Genomic DNA, 23,620 nt, shown 5'->3' with positions numbered 1-23,620 from the left:
GATGCCCCCGCTGGCAATGCGGTCAGGGGTTAAGGAAGCGTCGAACGCAGGCAGCGCGCGATTTGTCGTCGCCGGTGCCCGGTGGGAGAAAATCACTGCCTTCTTGCTATTTCGACGCGTCCTAAGCCTTCTTATCGCTTGATCTTTAGAAGAATATGCTTGGCGATACCTCGCAGGATGTTCACCTCCTCGTGCTCCAGCCCCGAGCGCGAAAATAGCCGTCGAAGCCGCGACATCAGTTTCTTCGGATTGGCCGGATCGAGGAAATCGAGTTCGACCAGCGCCTGTTCCAGATGCGCGTACATGCCTTCTATCTCGTCACTGGACGCGCTTGGACCCGCCGTTGGCAGGCTCGCCGTCGCGGCAATGGCGGGAATGACGTCCGCGCGACTGAGCAGCGCCAGCCGCAGTTCGTAGGCCAGAACCTGAACCGCCTGCGCCAGATTCAGCGAGCTATAGGCGGGATTCGCCGGAATATGCGCGAGCGCGCTGCAGCGCTCCACGTCGGCATTCGACAAGCCCACGCGCTCGTTACCGAAGACAAGCGCAATGGCGCCCGAATGCTCGCCCGGCCCCCGGCTCTGGAACTCGCAGGCCTTCTCCGCCGCGGCGCGCGGCGCCATCTGCGGCGGCCCATATTCCCGCGAACGCGCCGTCAGCGCGATCGACCAGTGCACGCCCGTCAGGGCGTCGGCGAGTGTTTCGACCACTCGCGCCGATGCAAGCACGTCGTCGGCGCCGCTTGCCATCGCGATCGCTTCCGGCTCGCGCGTGACGAACGCGATTTTCGGCGCGACGACGACCAGCCGGGAGAATCCCATCGTCTTGAGCGCGCGCGCGGCTGCACCGACATTGCCGGGGTGGCTTGGCTCGACCAGCACGAAGCGGGTTGACGCAAAACCGTCGTCCGGGCGATCAGGGGAGTTTGATGAGGGGTTCAGGTCCAAGGGGAAACGCTTGCCAGAAGGTTGAAAGAGACGTCATGGTATCGCCGCACGGCCTATCCGGCGACTAACCAGCGACATAAGCTCCGCCAAGCATGACGCGCCGGCGGCCGACTCGGGTAAAATAGCCCATTCGCGTGTGTCCGCTGTTGCAAGTCGCTGTAATCCGGCGCTATTGCAGGTTCAAAGAAGGCACGCGCCCCGCTCTTCTTCAATTCGTTGCCGTCGACCTACGTCGTGTTTGCCCGCTGGTTTGGGCCGTTTTCCGTTCGGGGTTGAGACTTCTCGCGTATGCGTGGGGCACAGCCGCCGGCCAAAGGACTATTTTCATGCATCCGATGCTCAATATTGCTGTCAAGGCCGCTCGCCGCGCCGGACAGATCATCAATCGTGCGTCGCTGGACCTGGACCGCATTCAGGTCAGCAAAAAACAGCACAACGACTTCGTGACGGAAGTCGACAAGGCCTCCGAGGCAGCGATTATCGAAACGCTGACCACCGCTTATCCGAAGCACTCCATCCTCGCTGAGGAATCCGGTGCGCAGGACAAGGACTCGGAGTTCCAGTGGATCATCGATCCGCTCGACGGCACGACCAACTTCATCCACGGCTTCCAGTATTACTGCGTCTCCATCGCGCTCGCCCACAAGGGCATCATCACGCAAGCGGTGGTGTACGACCCCACTCGCAACGACCTGTTCACCGCGTCGCGCGGCAGCGGCGCTTACCTGAACGAGCGGCGCATTCGCGTGGCAAAACTGGATCGCCTCGGCGACGCACTCGTCGGCACGGGTTTCCCGTTCCGCGACGGCTCGGGCCTCGACGCGTATGCGAAACTTTTCTCGCAGATGACTGAAGCCTGTGCCGGCTTGCGTCGCCCGGGCGCCGCCGCACTGGATCTGGCGAATGTGGCAGCCGGTCGGCTCGATGCGTTCTTTGAGCAAGGCATCAATGCATGGGACGTGGCGGCGGGCAGCTTGCTGATCACCGAAGCGGGCGGCCTGGTGGGTAACTACACCGGCGAATCGGACTTCCTGCACAAGAGCGAGATCGTAGCGGGCAATCCGAAGGTCTACGCACAGATGATCAAGATCCTCGATCCGTTCACCACGACGCGCCAAAGCGCGTGACGGTTGAGTAGATGGGTTGAAACAGGCGGCTTCGGCCGCCTTTTTTGTTTGAGCACGCCGTACACCAGTTCACGCTCCACACGCACCGTCGCGGCCGCCGTGGGACCGCTTCCAAAACACGCTGCAAGCGTCCGAAAGCCTCGCGTTCCCGTGCAATTCTGCGCGTCCTCGCCGGCTCCGCTAAAGTGTCCTGCTCGCCGTTCGCGATATTCCTCACCCTTTTCTGCCGCCGTCCTCTCCGTCCAATGAAAAAAGGCTTCTATACGATCATTGCCGCGCAGTTCGTTTCGTCGCTCGCCGACAACGCGCTGCTGATCGCCGCCATCGCGATGCTTTCGGTGATGCATTCCGCGTCGTGGGTCACGCCGCTGTTGCAGATTTTCTTCACGATCTCGTACGTGCTGCTCGCGCCGTTCGTGGGTGCATTCGCCGATTCCATCCAGAAGCGCTACGTCATGTTCGTCTCCAACGCGCTGAAGGCCGGCGGCTGCGCGCTGATGATCCTCGGCGTGCACCCCATGATCGCTTACGGCGTGGTCGGTCTCGGCGCAGCAGCGTATTCCCCGGCGAAATACGGCATCCTCACCGAGCTTTTGCCGCCCGAAAAGCTCATCCCGGCCAACGCGTGGCTTGAGTCGGCAACAGTCGGATCGACGATTCTCGGTACTGTAGTCGGCGGTGCGCTGGTCAGCCAATATGTTCAACATTTTGTCAGCGGCGCGCACCTGATCCTGATTCGCTCGGCCGCCGATGCCGCCATGTTCGCCGTCATGGTCGTCTATGCCGCGGCAGCGGTGATCAATATCGGCATTCCGGATACCGGCGCGCGATACCCTAACCGGCTGAAGGAACCCTCGAAGCTCGTCGGCGATTTCATCCATGCATTCAAGGTGTTATGGAGCGACAAGCTGGCGCAGATCGCGTTGTGGGTCACCACCTTGCTGTGGGGCGCGGCGGTCACGCTGCAACTGCTGGTGCTTAAATGGGCAGCGGCGAATCTGGGATTGTCGTTATCGAAAGCGGCTGTGTTGCAGGGCGTGACGGGCCTGGGTATTGCGATTGGCGCAAGCGCGGCCGCCGCGTGGGTGCCGTTGCGCAGTTCGCTCAAGGTCCTGCCGATCGGCGTGGTGACGGGCGCTGTAGCTGTCGGCATGGCGTTCTACAACAAGGACCTGTTTCCGGCGGGTTCCGGCGTGCATATCGGCCCGCTGTTCGCGCCACTTTATATTTTGGGCGCGTATCCGCTGATGATTCTGCTGGGCGCGCTGTCGGGCTTTTTCATCGTGCCGATGAATGCGATCCTGCAGCATCGCGGTGCGACGCTGTTGTCCGCCGGGGCATCCATCGCGGTTCAGAATTTCAACCAGAACCTTGCCGTTTTATCGATGCTCGGCGCATATGCGCTTCTGCTGACGACCAGTCTGCCCGTGGAATGGATTATCGTGGTGTTTGGCGTGTTTATCTGCCTGATGATGGGGCTTGCCATGCGGCGCCATGCACGCAATGAGCGGACGGTGGATCTGGGCGCGCTGGTTGAAGAGTGACAGAATGAACGGGATTAGAGTGCAGGAACAGAATCTGCTGCATGCTTTGTTCGGCCGGCAAAGAGTCGCGCTCTTCGCGGAGTGCGTGGGTTGAAATAAACAAACGACACGTCAAAGGAGCTGCAAATGGGTCTGTTCACACGTTCCACACTCGATAGCAACATCAATGGCGCGGCCAAAGTGGGCCATCGCGCGGTTCAGGGCGCAAGCGACGCGGTCGATACCGCCAGCACGCAGTTGCGCGGCCTGCTCGACGAACTCGACAGTTCCATCCGCGATGCGAAAGACATCGACGTGGACAAGCTGCGCAAAGACTTGCAAGCCAAGCTGAAGACGGCGCGCGCCCAGTTCGACGGCTCGTCTTCCGCCATTGCAGGACGGCTGAACGACGCCGCCGGTTACGCCGATGAATTCGTTCACGACAAGCCGTGGCATACGCTTGGCGCGGTGGCAGGACTCGCACTGCTGGTCGGATTCCTGGCGGGACGCTCCTGATCGGTCTTGCGTTAGATTCGAAGGTTAGAATTCAAGGGTAGATTCGAGGTCAAGCAAAAACGCCGGCATGCCGGCGTTTTTGCTTTTGGACGCGCGCTTCTCAACGCCCACTTCAACGTCCACTTCAACGTCTGCACGCGCATCAGAAATTGCGCCCGCTCCCGCGTTAGCCATTCCGCCGACATTCCCACGACCAGCCGACGCGGTACACTCGTGCCCTTAGGACTTTCGCACATTCACGCACGCAAGATGGGTACGCATATCTCCGTTTCGTCTACCGCTCAAGGCTTGAGCCCCGCCGCGCAGGAACTCGGCGTCGCCGTCGATCTGTCGCACCATACTCCCATGATGCAGCAGTACCTCCGCATCAAAGGGGAGCATCCCGGCACGCTCGTGTTTTACCGGATGGGCGACTTCTACGAGCTATTCTTCGACGACGCCGTCAAAGCTTCGCGCCTGCTCGACCTCACGCTCACGCAACGCGGCGCGTCAGGCGGAAATCCGATCAAGATGGCCGGCATCCCCCATCATTCGTGCGAGCAATATCTGGCGAAGCTCGTGAAACTTGGCGAATCCGTCGCTATTTGCGAGCAGATCGGCGATCCGGCGACCTCGAAGGGACCGGTCGAACGCAAGGTCATGCGTGTAGTCACGCCCGGAACGCTGACTGATGCCGCGCTTCTCTCGGACAAAAACGACGTCTTCCTGCTCGCGCTTTGCCCGGCGCATAACCGCCGCGGCGTGCTCACGAGCGTCGGCTTGGCGTGGCTGAACCTGGCGAGCGGCGCATTGCGCCTCGCCGAAGTCGCGCCCGATCAGTTGAGCGCGGCGCTCGAGCGCATTCGCCCGGCGGAAACGCTGATCGCCGACTCGTTTTCCACGGCCAACGCGCCGTTCGAAGTGCCGAACGTGGGAGCGACAACACGGGCGCCCGCGTGGCATTTCGATATCGACTCGGGCACGCAACGTCTGCGTGAGCAACTCGATGTCGCCAGCCTCGACGGCTTCGGCGCGCACTCGCTGACCTGCGCGTGCGGCGCCGCGGGGGCGCTGCTGTTGTACGCAGCCGCCACCCAAGGCCAGCAACTGCGGCACGTGCGCAGCCTGAAGGTGGAGTACGAGTCGGAGTACATCGGACTCGATCCGGCCACACGTCGCAATCTTGAACTGACCGAGACCCTGCGCGGCACGGAATCCCCCACCTTGTGCTCGCTGCTGGACACATGCTGCACGACTATGGGCAGCCGGCTGCTGCGGCACTGGCTGCATCATCCGCCCCGCGACTTCACCATCGCGCAAAGCCGGCAGCGTGCAATTGGCGCATTGCTCGACGCGCCCGCCACCGCGAGCCTGGACGGTTTGCGCGCAGCGTTGCGGCAGATTTCGGATATCGAACGGATTACGGGACGGTTGGCGCTGCTGTCGGCCCGGCCGCGCGATCTCTCCAGCCTGCGCGATACCTTTGCGGCACTGCCCCAACTGCGCGAACGGCTTGCCGCCGTGAAGATGAATGCGGCATCGCTTGAACGTATCGATATATCGCTTGAGCCGCCGCCTGAATGCCACGCCTTGCTGAGCCGCGCAATCGCGCCCGAACCCGCGGCGCTGATCCGCGACGGTGGCGTGATCGCGCGCGGTTACGATGCCGACCTCGACGAGCTTCGCGATATCTCCGAGAACTGCGACCGGTTCCTGATCGACCTGGAAACGCGTGAGCGCACACGAACAGGCATCGCGAACCTGCGGGTCGAATACAACAAGGTGCATGGCTTTTATATCGAAGTCACGCGCGGTCAGACGGACAAGGTTCCAGATGATTATCGCCGTCGCCAGACGCTGAAAAACGCCGAGCGTTACATCACGCCGGAGTTGAAGACCTTCGAAGACAAGGCGTTGTCCGCACAGGACCGGGCGTTAGCCCGTGAGCGCATGCTCTACGACGCACTGCTGCAAACGCTGCTGCCGCACATTGGCGATTGCCAGCGCGTAGCGGCGGCGCTCGCGGAGCTCGACTTGCTCGGCGCGTTCGCGGAGCGGGCGCTCGCGCTCGACTGGATCGCACCGTCATTCGCGGGCGATGCAGGTGTCGATATCGAGCAAGGACGGCATCCCGTAGTGGAAGCGCAGGTCGAGCAGTTCATCGCCAATGACTGTTCCTTGAATACCGAGCGCAAGCTGCTGCTGATCACCGGGCCAAACATGGGCGGTAAGTCGACGTTCATGCGTCAGACCGCGTTGATCGCGTTGCTCGCTTATGTGGGCTGCTATGTGCCCGCGAAACGCGCGTGCTTTGGACCCATCGACAGGATCTTCACACGCATCGGCGCCGCCGACGACCTCGCTGGCGGCCGTTCCACGTTCATGGTCGAGATGACGGAAGCGGCGGCCATTCTCAACGACGCCACGCCGTCGAGTCTTGTGCTGATGGACGAAATCGGCCGCGGCACGTCCACGTTCGACGGTCTCGCACTCGCATGGGCCATCGCGCGCCATCTGCTCTCGCATAACGGCTGCCATACGTTGTTCGCGACACATTATTTCGAACTGACGCAGTTGCCGGCCGAGTTCGCTCACGCTGCAAACGTGCATTTGTCGGCGGTCGAACATGACCACGGCATCGTGTTCCTGCACGCCGTGAACGAAGGTCCGGCGAACCAGAGCTACGGCTTGCAAGTCGCGCAACTGGCAGGCGTTCCACCGGCTGTCATCAAGGCCGCAAGGAAACACCTGGCGCATCTGGAGCAGCAGTCGATCGGCCAGCCGTCACCGCAATTCGACCTGTTCGCAGCCCCTGTTGTTGAAATCCCTGACGCCCACGAACATGACGAACCGGTCGAGGCGCAGCCGCACCCCGCGCTTGACCGGCTGCGCGCAATCGATCCGAACGAATTACGCCCACGCGACGCACTCGATTTGCTCTACGAACTACATGAGCTGGCGTCGAACGCTCCGGATGCGTCGCGTTAAGACGGACTTTGCCACCGGCTGGCCGAGCGCGCGACGCAGGGTGCGCACCCGCGTCATCGTTACTGGATTAAGTGCCCTCTTCCTGCTGAGCGGAAGACCGCAACGCGCCCAAGCTGAAGCACCGCCACTCGCACCGCCTACGCCACTGACATTCGCGATCGCGTCAAACGTCCTCGACAAACCCGCCGGCGAAACTGCGCTCCAGCATCTGCTCAACGCTATCGGACAAGAACGGAACACGTCGTTCATCGTCTACGACGGCGACCTCAAAGGCGAAACGGAGCCGTGCCGCGATTCGCTTTACGACACGCGTCAGCAAATCTTCGATAGCTCTCGCAAACCCGTCGTCCTACTCCCCGGCGGCAACGACTGGGCATCTTGTGGAAGCGCGCAAGCGGGCAGTTACGATCCGGTCGAGCGGCTGGATTTCATCCGACAGTTGTTGTTCGGCGACTCGAGTTCGCTCGGTCAGACGCCTATGAACGTGATTCGCGAAAGCGATGTCGCGCGCTTTCGGCCGTTCCGCGAAAATGTCCGATGGCAAACCGACGGTGTCGCATTCATCGGCTTGAACGCACCCGCGCCGAACAATCACTATCTGAGCGCGGGGGGGCGCAATGGAGAATTCGAGGATCGCTCCGTCGCCAATGCGTTCTGGCTCGAACATGCAGTTGAAACCGCGCGACGTTCGGAGATGCGCGCGGTCGTCGTGATCCTGCAGGGTGACCCCGACTTCGCGCGTTACGAGCGCCGTGATCGTTTCGCATGGCTGCACTTTTCTCGCGGCGATACATCACGCGATGGTTTTCTCGAACTCAAGCGCAGCTTGGTCAAGGCGGCCGAATTGTTTCGCGGACCTGTGATCGTGATCCACACGTCGGATACGCCGATAGCCAAGGGTTTTCGCATCGACCAGCCGCTGCGCAACGACAAAGGCGCGGTGGTGGGCAATCTGACGCGCATCACGATCGGCTTGAAGAAACCGCAATCGCAATGGCTTGAAGTGGAGTCCGACTTTGCATGGCGGCCGCCCTTTCGGGTGCGCGTGCGCGACGTGATCGTGCGACAAGTGGCACCCGGCCAGGCGTCCGCGCCGACCGCGCCCGGGTCCTCGCCAATACCTTCGTCGGCACCTTCGCCCTCGTCGCCTTCCTCCTCGCCTGCTTCGATACCCGGCATTGAAAACGAGTCCTCCGGGCCTTCATCGTTCTTCCAGCAGATGCAGCCAGTGCAGCCGGCTCAACCAGCGCAACCCGTGCAACGCTCCGCGCCGGCGCTGCAACCGGACACTGGCACGTCCGCATCTTCAGTGCCGCCGAACCTGAACTTGAACTCGCCCGCCAACCTGCCGCCGATTCTGCCCGTGCCTTCGGGTCCGGCGAGTCCGGCGAGTCCGGCGAGCAGCGTATCGGCCGCAGGCACGGGGCAATAAATAGCACCGCTTACGGATCAACCGCACGAAATGAAACGAGGCGCAGCAACCTGCCTGCGCCTCGTTTCACATCCCTTGACTCAACCTCTACACACGCCTCAATGCAAGGTCGGGCCAGCGTCCTTGCCCGGCTCTTCGTCGTCCTCGTCGAGGACTTCGATACCGTCGAGGCCATGCGCGTGCTGATGTTCCTTCTCGTCCTCGGTCGCTTCGCGGACTTCCTGGACATCGAGCGCGAAACGCAGCGCCATGCCCGCCAGCGGATGATTGCCGTCGAGCACGACTTTATCTTCCGCCACGTCGGTGACCGTGTAGATCAGCGAATCGAGCTCGTCCTCGCCGTCTTCCGGTGTGCCTTCAAACTGCATGCCGACTTCGAGCGGTTCCGGAAACCGGCCGCGCGCCTCGACTTTTACGAGATCGGGATCGTACTCACCGAACGCATCCTGCGGTTCGAGCTGCAACTGGGTTTGATAGCCTGCTTCCTGACCGTCGAGTGCTTCCTCGATCTTGGGGAACGTGCCATCATAGCCGCCGTGCAGATAGACCATCGGCTCGTCGCTTTCCTCGATCAGATTGCCATGAGCGTCCGAGAGCTTATAGGCTACTGATACGACGGTGTCTTTTGCGATTTTCATTGGATTCTCCAAGATACAAGCCTCAATTATACGATGCCAGCGCGGTCCCCTAACGTTCCCTCAAGTCCTTTCGCGGTGCCGCTTCCCGACGAACCTGCAACCCTGCTCGGTAACCTCACGCCTGCGCAATTCATGCGCCGGTACTGGCAGAAAAAGCCGCTGCTGATCCGTCAGGCGATTCCTGACATCCAGGCGCCGCTATCGCGCGACGAACTTTTCGAACTCGCCGATAGCGAAGACGCAGAATCGCGCCTCATCACGTATTTTCGCAAGTCCTGGGCAATGGAGCACGGGCCTTTTTCTCCCGATGAGTTGCCATCTGTGAAAAAGCGTGACTGGACATTACTCGTGCAAGGCGTGAACCTGCACGACGACCGTGCCCGCGCGCTGCTGGACCGCTTCCGTTTTATCCCCGACGCCCGCGTCGACGACCTCATGATTTCGTACGCCACCGACGGCGGCGGCGTGGGCGCGCACTTCGATTCCTACGACGTCTTCCTGTTGCAGATCCACGGCAAACGACGCTGGCGCTTTGGCGCGCAGCGCGATCTCTCGCTAAAAGAGGGGTTGCCGTTGAAAGTTTTACAGCACTTCGAAGCGGACGAGGAGTGGGTGCTGGAACCGGGCGATATGCTTTACTTGCCGCCCCATATTGCCCATGACGGCGTGGCAGAAGGCGAGTGCATGACCGCCTCTATCGGATTCCGGGCGCCTTCTGCAAGCGAACTGTCAGGCCAGTTCCTGTATCACCTTGCGGAGCGGCTGGACGACGCCCTCAGCGGCAGTGCGAAGCGTGCCAAAGATGGCGCGCAACGCTACCGCGACCCGGCCCAGCCGGCGGTCAGCCATCCGGCGTTGCTGCCACCGCTCATGATCGAACGGGTTGGCGCGATCCTTGCGAACATCGAATGGAATGAAAAAGATGTCGCTTCATTTCTCGGCACGTACCTGAGCGAACCGAAGCCGAATGTTGTATTCGATCCGCCGCGACGCCCTTTGAATGAGGATCGGTTTATCGAACGCGCGAAACAGTCTGGTTTGAAGCTCGATAAAAAGACTGTGCTGCTTTATGACAAGCACGCTTATTTTATGAATGGCGAGCAGGATTTAATGTCGGGAAAGCTCAAGAAATGGCTCCCTGAACTCGCCGACAAACGGTATTTGGAGGGGAAACGCTTTGTAACACTCTCAGGCGATTCGTCAATGACAGTGCTACTACACGAGTGGTATTGTGCGGGCTGGATACAAGTCGACGCAAACGCCTAGTGTTTGGCCTGTCTTGCTGTTCCGTGGGTTGAAATGTATGAGAAAGACAACGTATTGTCCCCTGATTTATCGACGGTCGATACGAAAGTGCATATAATTTCCGCCCAAGCCGTAGGAAGTCTCACAGACATACATAATGTGAGTCCACAACGGCCCGGGTCGGTGTTGGAGCACACATTACCGGTACTTTGCGCTGTTGCTTACCTTTAACCATAAAAGGACGTGATCATGAAGAAATCTCTCCTCGTAGCATCCCTGTTGGCTGCTGTTGCTCTTGCTGCATGCAACAAGTCTAGCGATACGGCTGCTCCGGGCGCTGCTAGCGATACCTCGGCTGCTTCGGCACCTGCTGCTGCTGCTTCGGATTCTGCAGCTTCGGCTAGCGACGCAGCTTCGAGCGCTACGTCTGCTGCAAGCGACGCAACTGCGGCTGCTGCATCGGCAACCGACGCAGCTTCTGCAGCTGCTCCTGCTTCGGGCGCAAGCCAGTAAGCACCTAGTCAGGGGCTTAGTTTTTCGCTCTTTTAGCTGTTTCATCTAGCTGAAAACGAAGCCTCCGCAATAAGCCTCGCAGGATGTCACTCTGGGAGGCTTATGAAAAAACCGGCCCTCGGGCCGGTTTTTTTACGTCTGCTGGTTTTGATGTGAATACGCTGAATATCTACACGCGGGTTATGCAGCGCGTCGCGCAGCGCCTAAAGGGAAACGCAGAGAGATTTATAACGACAGCCAGTCGAACCCATCGGCTTGCGTAGCCACCACGACATCGGCCGCAGCCCCACCCAGCACGGCGGCGAGCGCCGCCTGGGCCAGCTCCGGCAAGTTGTTCTCCCGACTCAGGTGAGCGGCCACAAGATGGCGTAGCTTCGATCGATCGAGCGCGGCGAGAATCCCTGCTGCAGCGTCGTTGTTCAGGTGTCCATGCATACCGCCAATACGCGCCTTGAGCGACGCTGGATAGCGGCTTGTCGCGAGCATCCCGGCATCGTGATTCGATTCGAGCACCAACGCATCGCAACCGCTCAGTACATTCGTGATGTGGGCAGTAGCGCCCCCGACATCCGTCAGGACGCCCAAACGGCTTGTGCCGTCCGAGAACACGTACTGGAGGGGTTCGCGTGCGTCGTGGGGCACAGTGTAGGGGAGCACTTCCAGGTCCCCTACCACCACGCTCTCGTCGCCCCAGAGGACCCGGAGATCCACCGGCGCGTCATCGGCACCGACTGCGCGTGCGGTGCCCCAGCTCATGTGCAACGGAATAGACCATTTGCGCGCCAGCGTCAGCGCGCCGCCAATGTGATCGACGTGCTCGTGCGTGATAAGAATGGCGTCGATCTGGTCTGCCCGCACGTCGAGCCGCGCGAGGCGCCGCTCGACTTCCTTCGCGGAGAAACCACAATCGAGCAGCACGCGCGTGGTAGTCGTGCCGCTGACCGACTCGACCAGCAACGCGTTGCCTTCGCTGCCGCTGCCGAGACTGGCAAAACGCATGAGTGAAAACCTAGTTCAACTGCGCATGCAACAACGCGACAATTCGCTGCGCGTCAGTCGATGTATCCACCTGCCCGTTGGCATCGACCACGGCGATCTGCGTAATCGTGTCGGCCTTCGGACGCACGTTGACCATGAACTCGCGTGAAGGCTTCGGTGTGCCGCCGCCAAAGAACTTGCCGAGCAATCCGTCCTTCTTCAACTCCTGCATGGAGTCCGAGAAGCGCACGTAATACAGGCCCTTCGCGCGATCCCGGTTGTCGACGGTGAAGTTGGTCCGGTCAAGCGCGAGTCCAACACGCAACCAGGCGCTGTCGAACGGCTCGGAGAGATCGAGCGTGGACGAACCACCCGCCGTATCAACCGTGGCCGTCGCGGTCGCCGGGCGTGCATCGGTCAACAGTTGCTTGGCCTGTGCGTCGGTGAGGCCGAACTTCTCCATCAGCTTCGCGAGGAACGCGGCTTCAAGTGCGGGATTGCGCGGCCGCTCGACCCATTTCGACGAGGTCTTGTCCTGACCCGTCAACACTTCTTCCATTGCGCTGTGGCTGATGGAAATGTCGGTGGAACCGCTCGAACCGCGCTCGACCAGCGTACGGAACTGATCGCGCGTACCCGATGAATAAGCGAAGTCAACCAGCTTGCCAATGCTCTTCCTGAACCAGTCGTCAGGAATGTTCGCGCGATTTTCGGCCCAGTCGGTCGTCATGATGCCGGTAGCTGCTGCGTCGGTCTTGAGCGTGAAACCGTTCTCCTCCCAGAACTCCTGCAACTGCGGCCAGAGCTGGTCGGGGGAACGGCCATCGACGACGAGCCAGCGGCGATCGCCGTCACGCTCCACGTGCATGCCGAACGGGTCTTGCGGGGTCGGCACGCCGACCGTTGCATTGCCTGCGGGTGTAAGCGCGCGCGGAGCAGCGCCGCCAAGCGTATTGAGCTTGGGCGGTGCGGCATAACGCTGGCTGATGTCCCCTGTGCTCAGGTCCGATGGCACGGTCAGCGTAGGCGCCGTTTCAGCACCCTTGTAATTGACCCGATCCGGCGCGAGCCAGTCGTTCAGGGTGTCACAACCGGCAAGCGAGATCAGCGTGCCGATTCCAAGCGACAGCACGCTCAGGGTGCGAGCGTGATTGAATAAGGCGGAACGTTTCATGAGGTCCTTCGTGATGCTGAATGCGCGTTGCCTGGAAGCTAAGCCGGGAACGGGTCGATGAACGACGGGTTGATGACACTCGCTGGCTGGCCAAACGGTAATAAGGCCGAAACCACTGCATTGCAGCGGGAGCATGTTTTAAATGCGCCCCGCTGCCGGCCGTCAGGCCAGAAGTCCTGTTTCGCGCAACGCGTCGCGCACGACGTCGTGGTAGCGCGCGTCGAGCGGCGTCAGCGGCAGGCGAATCCCGCTTTCCATGCGCCCAAGCGCAGCAAGCGCCCACTTCGCGGGGATCGGATTCGACTCGCAAAACATCTGCTTGTGCAACGACAGCAAGCTCAGGTGAATCTTGCGGGCGGTGATCGCGTCGCCGGCAAGCGCCGCTCGGCAGAGTTCGCTCATCGCTCGCGGCGCGACGTTCGCCGTCACCGAAATGTTGCCGTGGCCACCGAGCAGCATCAATGCAATCGCGGTCGGATCGTCACCGCTGTAGATCGCAAAATGCGCGGGCGCGTACTTGATCAGGTTGGCTGCACGGTCGATATTGCCCGTTGCTTCTTTCACGCCCACGATGCCCGGCACGTCGGCAAGACGCAGCACGGTGTCGTGGTTCATGTCGGCAACGGTCCGGCCCGGAACGTTATACAGGATGACGGGCAGGTCGACTGATTCCGCGATTTTGCGGAAGTGCAGGTACATGCCTTCTTGCGTCGGCTTGTTGTAATAAGGGACTACTTGCAGCGTGGCGTCGGCCCCGACTTCCTTGGCCGCTTTTGCCAGCTCGACCGCTTCGGACGTGGAGTTGCCGCCCGCGCCGGCGATGATCGGAAAACGCTTGGCCGTGTGTTCGACGGCGGTTTTCACCATCAGGATGTGTTCATCAACTGAGAGCGTGGCCGATTCGCCGCTGGTGCCGACTACGACGAGGCCATTCGTGCCCTCTTCAACATGCCAGTCGATCAGTTTTCGAAACGCCGGCAGATCGAGACTACCGTCCTCGTGCATCGGGGTGACGATGGCAGGAATGCTGCCGCGGATCTGGATGCCGCCGTGTGTTCCGTTTGTCATGAAACGCTATGAAATTGGTCGGTAAACCGCGATTGTAGCGGATTAGCCCTGCAGTACGTAACGAACGGGATCTGATGCATTGTTACGTTCAGTAAGGCCTGTTGGCGTGGGCCGCAACGGGGCGGCAGCGACGATGCGCTGTACGCAGGATGCGCGCGGCACGTTGATAAAACCATCCTGATAAGCGATGACCCGCAACCGGCCGCATACGGCGTCCAGCAGTTCGCCGGGATTGAGCAGGAAGTCCGGATTCGACGGCTTGCCGAACCCAACCCGTTCGTTGCCCACCGCGAAGGTCTCGTAGAGCAACACGCCGCCCGGTGCGAGGGCATCGAATAAATAGGGGAACAAGGGGCGGTGAAGGTAATTCGTCACCACGACCGCGGCGAATTTCTCGTCGTCCTGCAGCGGCCAGCTTGCGTTTTCCAGATCGGCACAACGCGTGGTGACATGCTGCACGGTAGCGAGGCTTGCCAATGCGGTTTCATCGCGATCCAGCGCCAAAACCGAATGCCCGCGCAACGCGAAATGACGCGCATGGCGGCCATTGCCCGACGCGACGTCGAGTACCGCGCCGCCCTGCTCCACCAAATGCGACCATTGCTCAATCCATGCACTGGCGATGGTCGGTGGTGTAGGAGGCGTGGGTGGCGTCGCTGACGGTTCAGGCGTTGACATCGCGATCACCAGTCATTCATCAGTTATACGAGAGGCCCATCGCGTCGCGGACGTCGCGCATGGTCTCCACCGCGAACTTGCGCGCCTTGTCGCAACCGTCAGCCACGATCGCGCGTAACAGCGACGGATCGTCCATGTATTTCTGCGCGCGTTCCAGCATGGGTTGCTGCTCGCGCAAGATGCCTTCGATCACCGGTTGCTTGCATTCCAGGCAACCAATGCCCGCGCTGCGGCAGTTCGTCTGCACCCACTTGTGCGTGGTTTCGTCGGTATAGACCTGATGCAGTTGCCACACCGGGCATTTGTCCGGATCGCCCGGATCAGTGCGGCGAACCCGCGCCGGATCGGTCGGCATGGTGCGCACTTTCTTCGTGATGGTCTCGGCATCTTCACGCAAGCCGATGGTGTTGCCATACGACTTCGACATCTTCGCGCCATCGAGTCCCGGCATGCGTGACGCTTCCGTCAGCAGCGCCTGCGGCTCAACCAGGATGATCTTGCGCGCGCCTTCCAGGTATCCGAACAGCCGTTCGCGATCGTTCATGGACAAGCTCTGCGATTCCTGCAGCATCGCCCGCGCCTGTTCGAGCGCTTCGTCGTCGCCTTCCTGCTGATAGGCGACACGCAGTTCGTGATAAAGCTTCGCGCGTTTGCCGCCGAGTTTCTTTGCGGCGTCGAGTGCTTTCTCTTCGAAATCCGCCTCACGCCCGTACAGATAATTAAAGCGCCGTGCGATCTCGCGCGTCATCTCCACGTGCGGCACCTGGTCCTCGCCGACCGGCACGAGTGACCCGCGATACAGCAAGATGTCCGCAGCCATCAGCACCGGATAACCCAGAAAGCCGTACGTGGTCAGATCCTTTTCCTTCAGCTTCTCGATCTGCTCTTTGTAGGTCGGCACGCGTTCGAGCCACCCGAGCGGCGTGCTCATGCCGAGCAGCAGCGCAAGCTCGGCGTGTTCGGGCACGCGGCTCTGGATGAAGAGCGTGGCCTGCGCCGGATCGATGCCCGACGCGAGCCAGTCGATCAGCACTTCCCAGACGTTCTTCTCGATAACTTCAGGCGTTTCGTAGTGGGTCGTCAGCGCATGCCAGTCGACGACCGCGAAAAAGCACGGGTACTCGGACTGCAGCCGCACCCAGTTCTTGAGCACGCCGTGATAGTGGCCTAGATGCAGCGAGCCGGTCGGCCGCATGCCGGAGAAGATACGGTCAGGGAACATGGATTTATTGTAAGAGCGAGGCAAGGGGATTCAGGACGGCCGACACCGCGACATACCCGGCGCTCACCAGCGGCCCGAGCCAGAAACGCGTCAAAGTGCCGGTCATGACAAGTGCCATCACGATGAAAAAGCCGTAAGGTTCGAGCCGCGACAGCATGATCGACGCGCGCACGGGCAGCAGCGCCATCAGTACACGTCCACCGTCGAGTGGCGGCAAGGGGAAAAGGTTGAGCACGCCGAGCACGAGGTTCACGCCAACGCCGGCCGCGGCCATGCGCGTAAAAAACGGTTCGCTGACGTTAAACGATGCCAGCAGCACCGCGATCACGCCCCAGATGAGCGCCTGGACGAAATTGCTCGCAGGACCGGCCGCCGCGACCCACAAGCTGCCCCAGCGCGGATTGCGCAGGTTGCCGAACGCCACGGGCACCGGCTTCGCATAACCGAACATAAACGCGCCGCTGGTGGCGAAATACAGGATCAGCGGAATGGCAAGCGTACCGACGGGGTCGATGTGACGCATTGGATTGAGCGACACGCGGCCGAGCACGTAAGCCGTGTTGTCGCCCAGCAGACGGGCCGCGTAACCGTGAGCGGCTTCATGCAGCGTGATCGCGAAGATCACGGGGAGCGCGTAGACCGCGATGGTTTGTATCAGGGAGGAATCCATAGCTCGCTATTGTATCAAGCAGTTGTGGCGCCACTCGTTGGCGGACGGTTTGGCGTTCGCCCAGGGGCAATGGGGCGCGAGCGTCGAGACAGTGAGTTTGCGCCAGCGTTATTCGCCTGAACGCAATCTCGCTGTCTATTGTGTCATCGTGCGGGGTTTTCAGGCGTTTTCAGCGGTAAGACCGAAGGGTTCCAGACTGCCACGGCCGGGGCGCACCAGCACAGGTTCGTCGCCGGTCAGGTCAATCACGGTGGAGGGTTCCATCGCGCACGCACCGGCGTCGATGACCAGGTCGATCTGTTTTTCCAACCGCTGGCGAATCTCTTCGGCGTCGTTGAGCGGATGGGTGTCGGGCGGCAGGATCAGCGTCGAGCCGAGTAGCGGCTGACCCAGCGCTTCGAGCAACGCAAGCGTGATCGCGTGATTCGGGACGCGCAGGCCTATCGTCTTTCGCGACGGGTGCGACAGGCGCCGGGGCACTTCCTTCGTCGCCTGCAGCACGAACACGTAAGGACCCGGCGTCACCGATTTAATCAGACGATAGTTACGGTTATCGACGATCGCAAAATTCGATAATTCCGATAGATCGCGCACCAGCAGCGAGAGCAGTTGTTTCTCGTCGAGTCCGCGAATCCGGCGGATCCGCTCAACGGCGTTTTTATCGTCGAGATGGCACGCGAGCGCGTAGCTGGAATCGGTCGGCAACGCGACAATGCCGCCATCATTGATGATCTGCACCGCCTGGTTGATCAGGCGCGGCTGCGGATTGTCAGGATGAATTCGAAAGAATTGAGACATGACCAGATGACGTAGGTGGGTTGTCCGGAGTGCCTGCAAACCGGCGCCGACGCGCTTGGCGTACGCGTTGCATTTTATGTTTTGCGCACCGGGCATGACACTCGCAGCTTCAAACCGAATTCAAGCTGCATCTCAGCCGGATTTCAGATGAAAAGCGCCGGGCGGCCCCATGCGAACACGCGAGAATACCCGCAAATGCACGCCGTTGCGCGACAAACAGAAGTGGATGGACGCAAGGATCGTGCGCAGCCATTAAACGGGATCGTTAAACCGGTTCAATAAAGTGGTTAAACGCGCGGCCCGGCTATGAGCCGGCGCAATCCACCATCTAAACCAGGCACTCCCACACGGGCTTGAGATCGGCGGGGAGTGGAGGCAACTGGCCGAGGTCGATACGCCCCTCGCCTGCCGCATGGAAATCCGAGCCGCGCGATGCGAGAAAGCCGTACCGCCGGGCGACTTCCGCATATTCGCGATACTGGTCCGGCGTATGGCTGCCGGTCACGACTTCAATTGCGCGGCCGCCGAGCTGGATGAATTCATCGAAAAAAGCGGCGAATTCGATCTGCGAGAAATCATAGCGCCCCGGATGCGCAATGACCGCTTCGCCGCCCGCTGCCTTGATCCACTTCATAGCGTCGGCCAGTTTGGACCAGCGATGGCCGACATAACCCGGCTTGCCGTCCCCGAGATATTTCGAGAACACGTCCGACGTCGACGCCGCGTAGCCCTTTTCGACCAGATAGCGTGCGAAATGCGTACGCGAGATCATGGCGGGATCATTTACATAGAGCAGCGCACCTTCATACGCGCCCGGGATGCCGATGTCGGCGAGCGCCTCGCCTATGGCCTCACCGCGCGCCTGGCGGCCGCTGCGCGTGGCTGCCAGGCCATCGATCAGCGCCTTGTTTTCAGCATCCACGTTCAGCCCGACGATATGCACCGTCCGCCCCGCCCACGTCACCGAAATCTCCACCCCGCCCAGATACTTCATGCCGAGCGCTTGCGCCGCTTCTCGCGCCTCGCGCTGGCCGCCAAGCTGATCGTGGTCGGTAAGCGCCCACAGCGTCACACCGCCCGCGTGAGCGCGCGCGGCAACCTCGGCTGGAGCGAGTTGGCCGTCAGAAACGGTGGAGTGGCAATGCAGGTCGGCGTTCATCATGGAAACTCTGGGAATTACCGATCATTCTACTGCAACGCGTCAAACCGGTTCTACCGCTGACCGATCGTTCGATTACACGATTCAGCGCAGTCTGGCTCAAGTGCAGAACGTTTCAATCAGCCTCGCGACCCGTTCGGGTTGATCGTGATGAAGCATATGGCCGGCGTGATCGATAATCTCTTCACGCCAGTCGGTGAACGCCTTGAAACGCTGCTTGAATTCGTCGATTGGAACGTCGCCCGCGATCATCGCCAGGGTGGGCGAAGCCAGCGCTTCAACGTGCAAAACTTTCGCCCGAACCTTCGACCAGACGGCCATCACCTCGTCCAGCCGATACAGCAACGGCCCGCGCATTTTGTGCGCGGGATCGGCGAGCAGATGGAAACGGCCGGTATCGTCGGACTCAGCCCAGTGCTGGGCCAAAAAGCGCGCTTTCGCCAACGGCAGGCGCGAATTCGTGCGGATCAGCCGCTGGGCGACGTCATCGAGCGTGGCGTAGGTGTTAAGCGTTGGCGGCGAACGCACATCGTCCAGCCACTGCCCGAGCCGCGCCGGTGAACGCTCCGCCTTCGTGGCCGCCATGCCGAACCCCTCAAGATCGACCACGCGCCGCACCCGCTCCGGCCGCACGCCCGCGTACAAGCACACAACGTTCGCGCCCATGCTGTGGCCGATCAGGTTCACCGGCTCCCCACGAAGCGACGCGGGCGCAATGTTGTCGTAGTGGTCGAGCAGCGCATCCAGATCCGCCAGATAGTCCTGGAACCAGTAGTGGCCGCTCAAACCCCGCGCGACCGGCCAGTCCGAGAGCCCGAAACCACGTGCATCGGGTGCGATCACCTGCCAGTCGCCGGCGAGGGCATCGACGACAAATTGAAATGAAGCCGAAATATCCATCCAGCCATGCAGCATGAACAGCATGGGCGCGCCGGGCGATCCCCACCGGCGCACGTGCAGCCGCGTGCCACGCGTGGTGACGAATTCAGAAACGGGCGATTTGAGAGGGGTCATCGGGGATTTGAGGCAGCTTGAATGGAATCGATGTCGTCCAGACCCGCCAGCGCACGCAATTCGGCTTCGTCGAAACCGGCGTCGCGACGCGCTTCGAAATTGAACGGACCGCGTAGTTTGGGGGCGTGATATTGCTCGGCGAGTTGGGCGTAGGCGGCGTGCGGGTCGGCGCCGGACTCGCTGCACAGGTGCCGGAACCAGTGATTGCCAATCAGCACGTGGCCGATTTCGTCGTGGAGAATTACGTCGAGAATGGCCGCCGATGCGTGGTCGCCCGCTTGAGCGAGACGGCGGCGAATCGGCGGAGCGGCGTCCAGCCCGCGTGCTTCCAGCGTGCGCGGCACTAGCGCCATGCGCGCAAGCACGTCGCCACGCGTGCGCTCCGCCATCTCCCACAGGCCGTCGTGCGCGGGAAAATCGCCGTACTGATGGCCGAACTCCGCCAAACGCGCGCTCAGCAATGAAAAGTGGCGCGCCTCCTCGGCGGCAACCTTGAACCAGTCGCGATAAAACGCGTCGGGCATCGATGGGAAACGCCACACGGCATCGAGCGCCAGGTTGATCGCGTTGAATTCGATATGCGCCAGTGCGTGCAGCAACACCGCACGCCCTGCGTCCGACTGCATGCTGCGGCGTTTCAGCGATGACGGCGCAACCAGTTCCGGCGTCGCAGGACGGCCGGGCAGATCGAGCGGCTCGGGGATGCGGGCTGTGGTGTCGAGCGTGGTATCCCCCGCCAGCGAGCGCTCGTAGAACCGCTGGGCAGCGCTCGCCTTGGTGGCGGGATCGCGCTCCCGGAGCAACGCTAGCGCGGTCGGACGGACGCTGGTGGACGCAGGATAATCGAGCTGTTCGGACATGATTCCGGGGTGCTTTGGGTACTTATTTATGCGCTGTTGATCAACGGTAACGGGTGGTGGGCAAGACCGCCGGCTACGCCACCGCCCGTGCCGGCCGGTACGGAAAAGCCAGTTTGAAACGCCCTGTTAAGCACCCGCCGATCAGGCCCATGAAGCCCGGGCCGCACGTCGTCTTGGCGCAACCGGCTAAAATAGCACTTTCCGCGGAAGATTTTTGGCTTGAGGCGCGCCCCGGCCGCAGTCTATAGCATTGGCATTACCGGCCTGGAAGCGCTTGAGAATGAAATTTCAACCAATTTCATCCAACCGACCGCTCTCGCCCGCGCCTCGAAACCGGTCGGCCAATCCGCGCATCATGGCTCACGTCATGCCCTCACAGGAGACACAGTGGCAATCTATAAGCTCGGCGATGCCGCCCCGACCATCCACGAAAGCGTATTTGTCGCCGATACGGCGACCATCATCGGCCGTGTGACGCTGGAAGAAAACTCAAGCGTCTGGTTCGGCGCCGCCCTGCGCGGCGACAACGAGCCCATCGTGCTCGGCCGAGGCAGCAATATCCAGGAAGGCGCGGTGCTGCATACCGACCCCGGCTATCCGCTGACCATTGAAGCCAACGTGACGATCGGCCATCAGGCCATGCTGCACGGCTGCACGATCAAGGAAGGCGCATTGATCGGAATTCAGGCGGTGGTCTTGAATGGAGCGGTAATCGGCCGCAACTGCCTGGTTGGCGCGGGCGCTGTGGTGACCGAAGGTAAAACCTTCCCAGACAATACCCTGATCCTCGGTGCACCCGCGAAAGCCGTGCGCGAGCTCACGGAAGCAGATATTGCCCAGATGCAGGCGGGGACGCGTGGTTACGCGGACCGCCGCGAATTTTACAAGGCGCAACTCGTGCGGATCGGCTGAACGCCGGTCGGCACGCGTTACGCCGTCGATCAAAGGACCCAAGCGTGGTTAACGACCAGCTGCAAAAATTCATGTTCAACGCGGCGCCTGTGCGCGGCGAGATTGTCTCGCTGCGTGACACCTGGCAGGAAGTGCTCACGCGCCGCTCGTACCCCACGCCCGTGCGCAACGTGCTCGGCGAAATGATGGCCGCGTGCGCCTTGCTGTCGGCGAATCTCAAGTTCGACGGCACGCTCATCATGCAAATCTATGGCGACGGGCCGGTGACCATGCTTGTCGTGCAATGCAATTCGGACTTGTCGCTGCGGGCAACCGCGAAGCTGGCTGAATCCATTGAAGGCGCGAGCGAAGCGCCCGTGCCAATCACGGATGACATGACGCTCCCCGACCTGCTCAACCGCAACGGCGAGGGCCGCTGCGTGATCACGCTCGATCCGCGCGACAAGAAGCCCGGGCAGCAGGCTTATCAGGGCATCGTGCCGCTGAGCGGCGAGCATGGGCCGCTGGCATCCATGGCAGAAGTGCTTGAACACTACATGCACCACTCCGAGCAACTCGACACGCGCATGTGGCTCGCCGCGAACACCGAGCGCGCCGTGGGCATGCTGCTGCAAAAGCTTCCCGGCGATGGCGGTATCGTGCCGCACCCGGGCGAACACGACGCCGATACATGGCAGCGCGTGTGCCATCTCGGCGGCACGTTGTCGAACGAAGAGTTGCTGAAGGAAGAACCGGAAGTGGTGTTCAAGCGGCTTTTCTGGCAGGAAAACGTGCAGCATTTCGAACCGGCGCAAGCGCGTTTCGAATGCACGTGTTCGCGCGAGAAAGTGGGCGGGATGCTCAAGATGCTGGGACGCAGCGAAGTGGACAGCGTGGTTGAAGAACGCGGCAGCGTGGAAGTGCACTGCGAGTTCTGCAATCAGCGCTACGAGTTCGATCCTGTGGACGTGGCGCAACTTTTTGTGGCCGGAGAACTCTCACAAGGCGTAAGCCCGGCGCCCGATCAACGGCATTAACTCCAACTGCGCTCTCTCTGTCATAAGAGGTCGCAGGATGGCCCTCGGGTGTGCCGCGGCGTGTCATGATCCGTTTCCGCTGGTGTCCGGCCCGCTGGAGGTCGAAATGAAACTATTGGGATGTACAACGAAAAAACTGACTGTAGCGTTGTCCGGCGCGGCATTGCTCGCGCTCGGCGGCTGCATGATGGACCCGCCGGGGCCCTCGCCTATTTATAGCCGCTTGCCGGCCGCGCAGAATCAAGCGCCGCAGCCGCTTTCGCAGGCCGAGCAGCAGCGCTATAACCAGATCGATCGGCAAGTGCTGGCCGAACAGCAGCAGGCAATGGCCGCAGAGGCCGCCGCCCAGGCCTATTCGCAGTACTATCGGCCGCCGGTTACGGTGTATGGCGGCTATTCGAGTGGTGGCTGGGGTAACCGATGGGGAACGGGCATCGGCTACGGATACCCGGGATATTATTGGTAGCGTCTCAGATGCGCGTTGTTCGCGCGCAAAGCGGCAGCGCACAAGAAAAAAGCTGTTTCAACTTACGTTGAAACAGCTTTTTTTACGTCCGTTGCCCGTCAACTATTGCGATTGCTTCAACTGACGAGCCTTGACGAGCCGCGCGCTAACCGCCCTGCTTCTTCTTGGCCGCGTCCATCTTGTCCTTCGTCGCTTGCCGTTCGAACGCCTTGCGCTCTTCCTTTGACCGCGACACCGGATTAGGCACGATACGCAACGGTGCGGCGGACACTTGCCCGCGCGTGGAAGCGGTCGATTGCGCGTTCACCGAGTTGGCAGGCGCAGGCGAATTCGGCGAGACAAACTGCACGAAGACCTCGCTGTCCTTCATCATGCCCATCTCGTAGCGCGCGCGTTCTTCAACGGCCGATGTGCCGTTCTGCAAGTCCGCCACTTCGCCCTGCACGCGTTCATTGCGCAGTTTCAGGTCGGCGTTTTTCTTTGTCTGGTTGACTAGTTGCTGCTGCAGTTCGTGGACACGTAACCAGCCGCCGTGGCCCCACCACAGCGGATACTGGATCATCGCCAGCAGCAGGATCAGAACAGAGGTGACAATCCGCATTTAAGAGGCGAGAAAAACGCTAACACTGCAACTGTATTTGGCGCTGCCCCGGATTCAAAAGAACACGAGGCAGCGGACTGAATAAACCGGCAACCG

General features: G+C 61.2%; 23 protein-coding genes. 10 read left to right on the top strand and 13 right to left on the bottom strand.

Going from position 1 to position 23,620, the window contains the following annotated elements; translation table 11 throughout:
* Window positions 1–131 precede the first annotated feature (131 nt).
* Window positions 132–947 (bottom strand): RNA methyltransferase, encoded by an 816-nt coding sequence (locus GSQ93_RS16465; RefSeq protein WP_158936703.1) that lies wholly within the window; start codon window positions 945–947, stop codon window positions 132–134.
* Window positions 948–1,273: 326 nt separating this feature from the next.
* Between GSQ93_RS16465 and GSQ93_RS16460 the strand changes: the two genes are divergently transcribed.
* The 5 genes from GSQ93_RS16460 (at window position 1,274) to GSQ93_RS16440 (ending at window position 8,512) form a co-directional block, all read left to right on the top strand.
* Window positions 1,274–2,074, top strand: coding sequence for an inositol monophosphatase family protein (locus GSQ93_RS16460; protein ID WP_158936702.1), 801 nt, complete (start codon window positions 1,274–1,276; stop codon window positions 2,072–2,074).
* Window positions 2,075–2,319: 245 nt separating this feature from the next.
* Complete coding sequence (gene lplT, locus GSQ93_RS16455; RefSeq protein WP_158936701.1) at window positions 2,320–3,618, top strand: lysophospholipid transporter LplT; 1,299 nt, start codon at window positions 2,320–2,322, stop codon at window positions 3,616–3,618.
* A 126-nt stretch (window positions 3,619–3,744) separates the two neighbouring features.
* Window positions 3,745–4,113: a YqjD family protein gene (locus GSQ93_RS16450; RefSeq protein ID WP_158936700.1), complete on the top strand. Its 369-nt coding sequence runs from the start codon at window positions 3,745–3,747 to the stop codon at window positions 4,111–4,113.
* A gap of 345 nt (window positions 4,114–4,458) precedes the next feature.
* Window positions 4,459–7,080 carry a DNA mismatch repair protein MutS gene (gene mutS, locus GSQ93_RS16445; protein WP_158936862.1) on the top strand — a complete coding sequence of 874 codons (2,622 nt, stop codon included), beginning with the start codon at window positions 4,459–4,461 and terminating at the stop codon, window positions 7,078–7,080.
* Complete coding sequence (locus GSQ93_RS16440) at window positions 7,067–8,512, top strand: hypothetical protein (protein WP_254073894.1); 1,446 nt, start codon at window positions 7,067–7,069, stop codon at window positions 8,510–8,512. The genes mutS and GSQ93_RS16440 overlap by 14 nt, the downstream gene beginning before the upstream one ends.
* A 98-nt stretch (window positions 8,513–8,610) precedes the next feature.
* Here GSQ93_RS16440 and GSQ93_RS16435 read toward each other — a convergent pair whose 3' ends face one another.
* Entirely contained in the window at window positions 8,611–9,150 is a 540-nt protein-coding gene (locus GSQ93_RS16435; protein ID WP_158936699.1) for a peptidylprolyl isomerase, read from the bottom strand.
* Between the two features lie 132 nt (window positions 9,151–9,282).
* Between GSQ93_RS16435 and GSQ93_RS16430 the strand changes: the two genes are divergently transcribed.
* Window positions 9,283–10,416 carry a cupin domain-containing protein gene (locus GSQ93_RS16430; RefSeq protein WP_158936860.1) on the top strand — a complete coding sequence of 378 codons (1,134 nt, stop codon included), beginning with the start codon at window positions 9,283–9,285 and terminating at the stop codon, window positions 10,414–10,416.
* Window positions 10,417–10,644: 228 nt separating this feature from the next.
* Window positions 10,645–10,908 carry a hypothetical protein gene (locus GSQ93_RS38100; RefSeq protein ID WP_158936698.1) on the top strand — a complete coding sequence of 88 codons (264 nt, stop codon included), beginning with the start codon at window positions 10,645–10,647 and terminating at the stop codon, window positions 10,906–10,908.
* 225 nt (window positions 10,909–11,133) lie between these two features.
* On the opposite strand, the gene GSQ93_RS16420 is transcribed toward GSQ93_RS38100, so the two are convergent.
* The 10 genes from GSQ93_RS16420 to GSQ93_RS16375 form a co-directional block, all read right to left on the bottom strand.
* Window positions 11,134–11,907 carry an MBL fold metallo-hydrolase gene (locus GSQ93_RS16420; RefSeq protein ID WP_158936697.1) on the bottom strand — a complete coding sequence of 258 codons (774 nt, stop codon included), beginning with the start codon at window positions 11,905–11,907 and terminating at the stop codon, window positions 11,134–11,136.
* Window positions 11,908–11,917: 10 nt separating this feature from the next.
* A complete protein-coding gene (bamC, locus tag GSQ93_RS16415; protein WP_158936696.1) occupies window positions 11,918–13,060 on the bottom strand; it encodes an outer membrane protein assembly factor BamC in 1,143 nt (380 codons plus the stop codon).
* Between the two features lie 162 nt (window positions 13,061–13,222).
* On the bottom strand, window positions 13,223–14,128 hold the full coding sequence (dapA, locus tag GSQ93_RS16410) for a 4-hydroxy-tetrahydrodipicolinate synthase (protein ID WP_158936695.1): 906 nt from the start codon (window positions 14,126–14,128) through the stop codon (window positions 13,223–13,225).
* A gap of 42 nt (window positions 14,129–14,170) precedes the next feature.
* Window positions 14,171–14,806, bottom strand: a complete 636-nt coding sequence (locus GSQ93_RS16405; RefSeq protein WP_158936694.1) for a bifunctional 2-polyprenyl-6-hydroxyphenol methylase/3-demethylubiquinol 3-O-methyltransferase UbiG — start codon at window positions 14,804–14,806, stop codon at window positions 14,171–14,173.
* 19 nt (window positions 14,807–14,825) lie between these two features.
* Window positions 14,826–16,028, bottom strand: a complete 1,203-nt coding sequence (locus tag GSQ93_RS16400; RefSeq protein WP_158936693.1) for a tryptophan--tRNA ligase — start codon at window positions 16,026–16,028, stop codon at window positions 14,826–14,828.
* A gap of 4 nt (window positions 16,029–16,032) precedes the next feature.
* Window positions 16,033–16,698 (bottom strand): site-2 protease family protein, encoded by a 666-nt coding sequence (locus GSQ93_RS16395; RefSeq protein WP_158936692.1) that lies wholly within the window; start codon window positions 16,696–16,698, stop codon window positions 16,033–16,035.
* A 159-nt stretch (window positions 16,699–16,857) separates the two neighbouring features.
* Complete coding sequence (locus GSQ93_RS16390) at window positions 16,858–17,496, bottom strand: L-threonylcarbamoyladenylate synthase (protein WP_158936691.1); 639 nt, start codon at window positions 17,494–17,496, stop codon at window positions 16,858–16,860.
* 328 nt (window positions 17,497–17,824) lie between these two features.
* Window positions 17,825–18,655, bottom strand: coding sequence for a 3',5'-nucleoside bisphosphate phosphatase (locus tag GSQ93_RS16385; protein WP_158936859.1), 831 nt, complete (start codon window positions 18,653–18,655; stop codon window positions 17,825–17,827).
* A 99-nt stretch (window positions 18,656–18,754) separates the two neighbouring features.
* Complete coding sequence (locus GSQ93_RS16380) at window positions 18,755–19,669, bottom strand: alpha/beta fold hydrolase (protein ID WP_158936690.1); 915 nt, start codon at window positions 19,667–19,669, stop codon at window positions 18,755–18,757.
* Window positions 19,666–20,529 (bottom strand): ferritin-like domain-containing protein, encoded by an 864-nt coding sequence (locus tag GSQ93_RS16375; RefSeq protein ID WP_158936689.1) that lies wholly within the window; start codon window positions 20,527–20,529, stop codon window positions 19,666–19,668. Before GSQ93_RS16375 ends, GSQ93_RS16380 begins: the two co-directional genes overlap by 4 nt.
* 387 nt (window positions 20,530–20,916) lie before the next feature.
* On the opposite strand from GSQ93_RS16375, the gene GSQ93_RS16370 reads away from it, so the two are divergent.
* From GSQ93_RS16370 to GSQ93_RS16360, 3 genes are all read left to right on the top strand, one after another.
* Window positions 20,917–21,441 (top strand): gamma carbonic anhydrase family protein, encoded by a 525-nt coding sequence (locus GSQ93_RS16370; protein WP_158936688.1) that lies wholly within the window; start codon window positions 20,917–20,919, stop codon window positions 21,439–21,441.
* A gap of 44 nt (window positions 21,442–21,485) precedes the next feature.
* Window positions 21,486–22,457 carry an Hsp33 family molecular chaperone HslO gene (gene hslO / locus GSQ93_RS16365; RefSeq protein WP_301952065.1) on the top strand — a complete coding sequence of 324 codons (972 nt, stop codon included), beginning with the start codon at window positions 21,486–21,488 and terminating at the stop codon, window positions 22,455–22,457.
* 106 nt (window positions 22,458–22,563) lie between these two features.
* Entirely contained in the window at window positions 22,564–22,923 is a 360-nt protein-coding gene (locus tag GSQ93_RS16360; RefSeq protein WP_158936687.1) for a hypothetical protein, read from the top strand.
* Window positions 22,924–23,068: 145 nt separating this feature from the next.
* Here the strand turns inward: GSQ93_RS16360 and ftsB are convergent, their stop codons facing one another.
* Window positions 23,069–23,524 carry a cell division protein FtsB gene (gene ftsB, locus GSQ93_RS16355; RefSeq protein ID WP_158936686.1) on the bottom strand — a complete coding sequence of 152 codons (456 nt, stop codon included), beginning with the start codon at window positions 23,522–23,524 and terminating at the stop codon, window positions 23,069–23,071.
* Window positions 23,525–23,620: the final 96 nt, after the last annotated feature.

This window comes from Burkholderia sp. S171 (assembly GCF_009766085.1).
In the GTDB taxonomy this organism is placed as follows: Bacteria; Pseudomonadota; Gammaproteobacteria; order Burkholderiales; family Burkholderiaceae; genus Caballeronia.
The sequence above is the reverse complement of the archived record's forward strand: the minus strand, read 5'-3'. Positions and strand labels throughout refer to the sequence as shown.

Coding starts and splice junctions, on each gene's coding strand:
- GSQ93_RS16460 (WP_158936702.1), top strand. CDS start 1,274: ATGCATCCGATGCTCAATATTGCTGTCAAGGCCGCTCGCCGCGCCGGA.
- lplT (WP_158936701.1), top strand. CDS start 2,320: ATGAAAAAAGGCTTCTATACGATCATTGCCGCGCAGTTCGTTTCGTCG.
- GSQ93_RS16450 (WP_158936700.1), top strand. CDS start 3,745: ATGGGTCTGTTCACACGTTCCACACTCGATAGCAACATCAATGGCGCG.
- mutS (WP_158936862.1), top strand. CDS start 4,459: ATGATGCAGCAGTACCTCCGCATCAAAGGGGAGCATCCCGGCACGCTC.
- GSQ93_RS16440 (WP_254073894.1), top strand. CDS start 7,067: ATGCGTCGCGTTAAGACGGACTTTGCCACCGGCTGGCCGAGCGCGCGA.
- GSQ93_RS16435 (WP_158936699.1), bottom strand. CDS start 9,150: ATGAAAATCGCAAAAGACACCGTCGTATCAGTAGCCTATAAGCTCTCG.
- GSQ93_RS16430 (WP_158936860.1), top strand. CDS start 9,283: ATGCGCCGGTACTGGCAGAAAAAGCCGCTGCTGATCCGTCAGGCGATT.
- GSQ93_RS38100 (WP_158936698.1), top strand. CDS start 10,645: ATGAAGAAATCTCTCCTCGTAGCATCCCTGTTGGCTGCTGTTGCTCTT.
- GSQ93_RS16420 (WP_158936697.1), bottom strand. CDS start 11,907: ATGCGTTTTGCCAGTCTCGGCAGCGGCAGCGAAGGCAACGCGTTGCTG.
- bamC (WP_158936696.1), bottom strand. CDS start 13,060: ATGAAACGTTCCGCCTTATTCAATCACGCTCGCACCCTGAGCGTGCTG.
- dapA (WP_158936695.1), bottom strand. CDS start 14,128: ATGACAAACGGAACACACGGCGGCATCCAGATCCGCGGCAGCATTCCT.
- GSQ93_RS16405 (WP_158936694.1), bottom strand. CDS start 14,806: ATGTCAACGCCTGAACCGTCAGCGACGCCACCCACGCCTCCTACACCA.
- GSQ93_RS16400 (WP_158936693.1), bottom strand. CDS start 16,028: ATGTTCCCTGACCGTATCTTCTCCGGCATGCGGCCGACCGGCTCGCTG.
- GSQ93_RS16395 (WP_158936692.1), bottom strand. CDS start 16,698: ATGGATTCCTCCCTGATACAAACCATCGCGGTCTACGCGCTCCCCGTG.
- GSQ93_RS16390 (WP_158936691.1), bottom strand. CDS start 17,496: ATGTCTCAATTCTTTCGAATTCATCCTGACAATCCGCAGCCGCGCCTG.
- GSQ93_RS16385 (WP_158936859.1), bottom strand. CDS start 18,655: ATGAACGCCGACCTGCATTGCCACTCCACCGTTTCTGACGGCCAACTC.
- GSQ93_RS16380 (WP_158936690.1), bottom strand. CDS start 19,669: ATGACCCCTCTCAAATCGCCCGTTTCTGAATTCGTCACCACGCGTGGC.
- GSQ93_RS16375 (WP_158936689.1), bottom strand. CDS start 20,529: ATGTCCGAACAGCTCGATTATCCTGCGTCCACCAGCGTCCGTCCGACC.
- GSQ93_RS16360 (WP_158936687.1), top strand. CDS start 22,564: ATGAAACTATTGGGATGTACAACGAAAAAACTGACTGTAGCGTTGTCC.
- ftsB (WP_158936686.1), bottom strand. CDS start 23,524: ATGCGGATTGTCACCTCTGTTCTGATCCTGCTGCTGGCGATGATCCAG.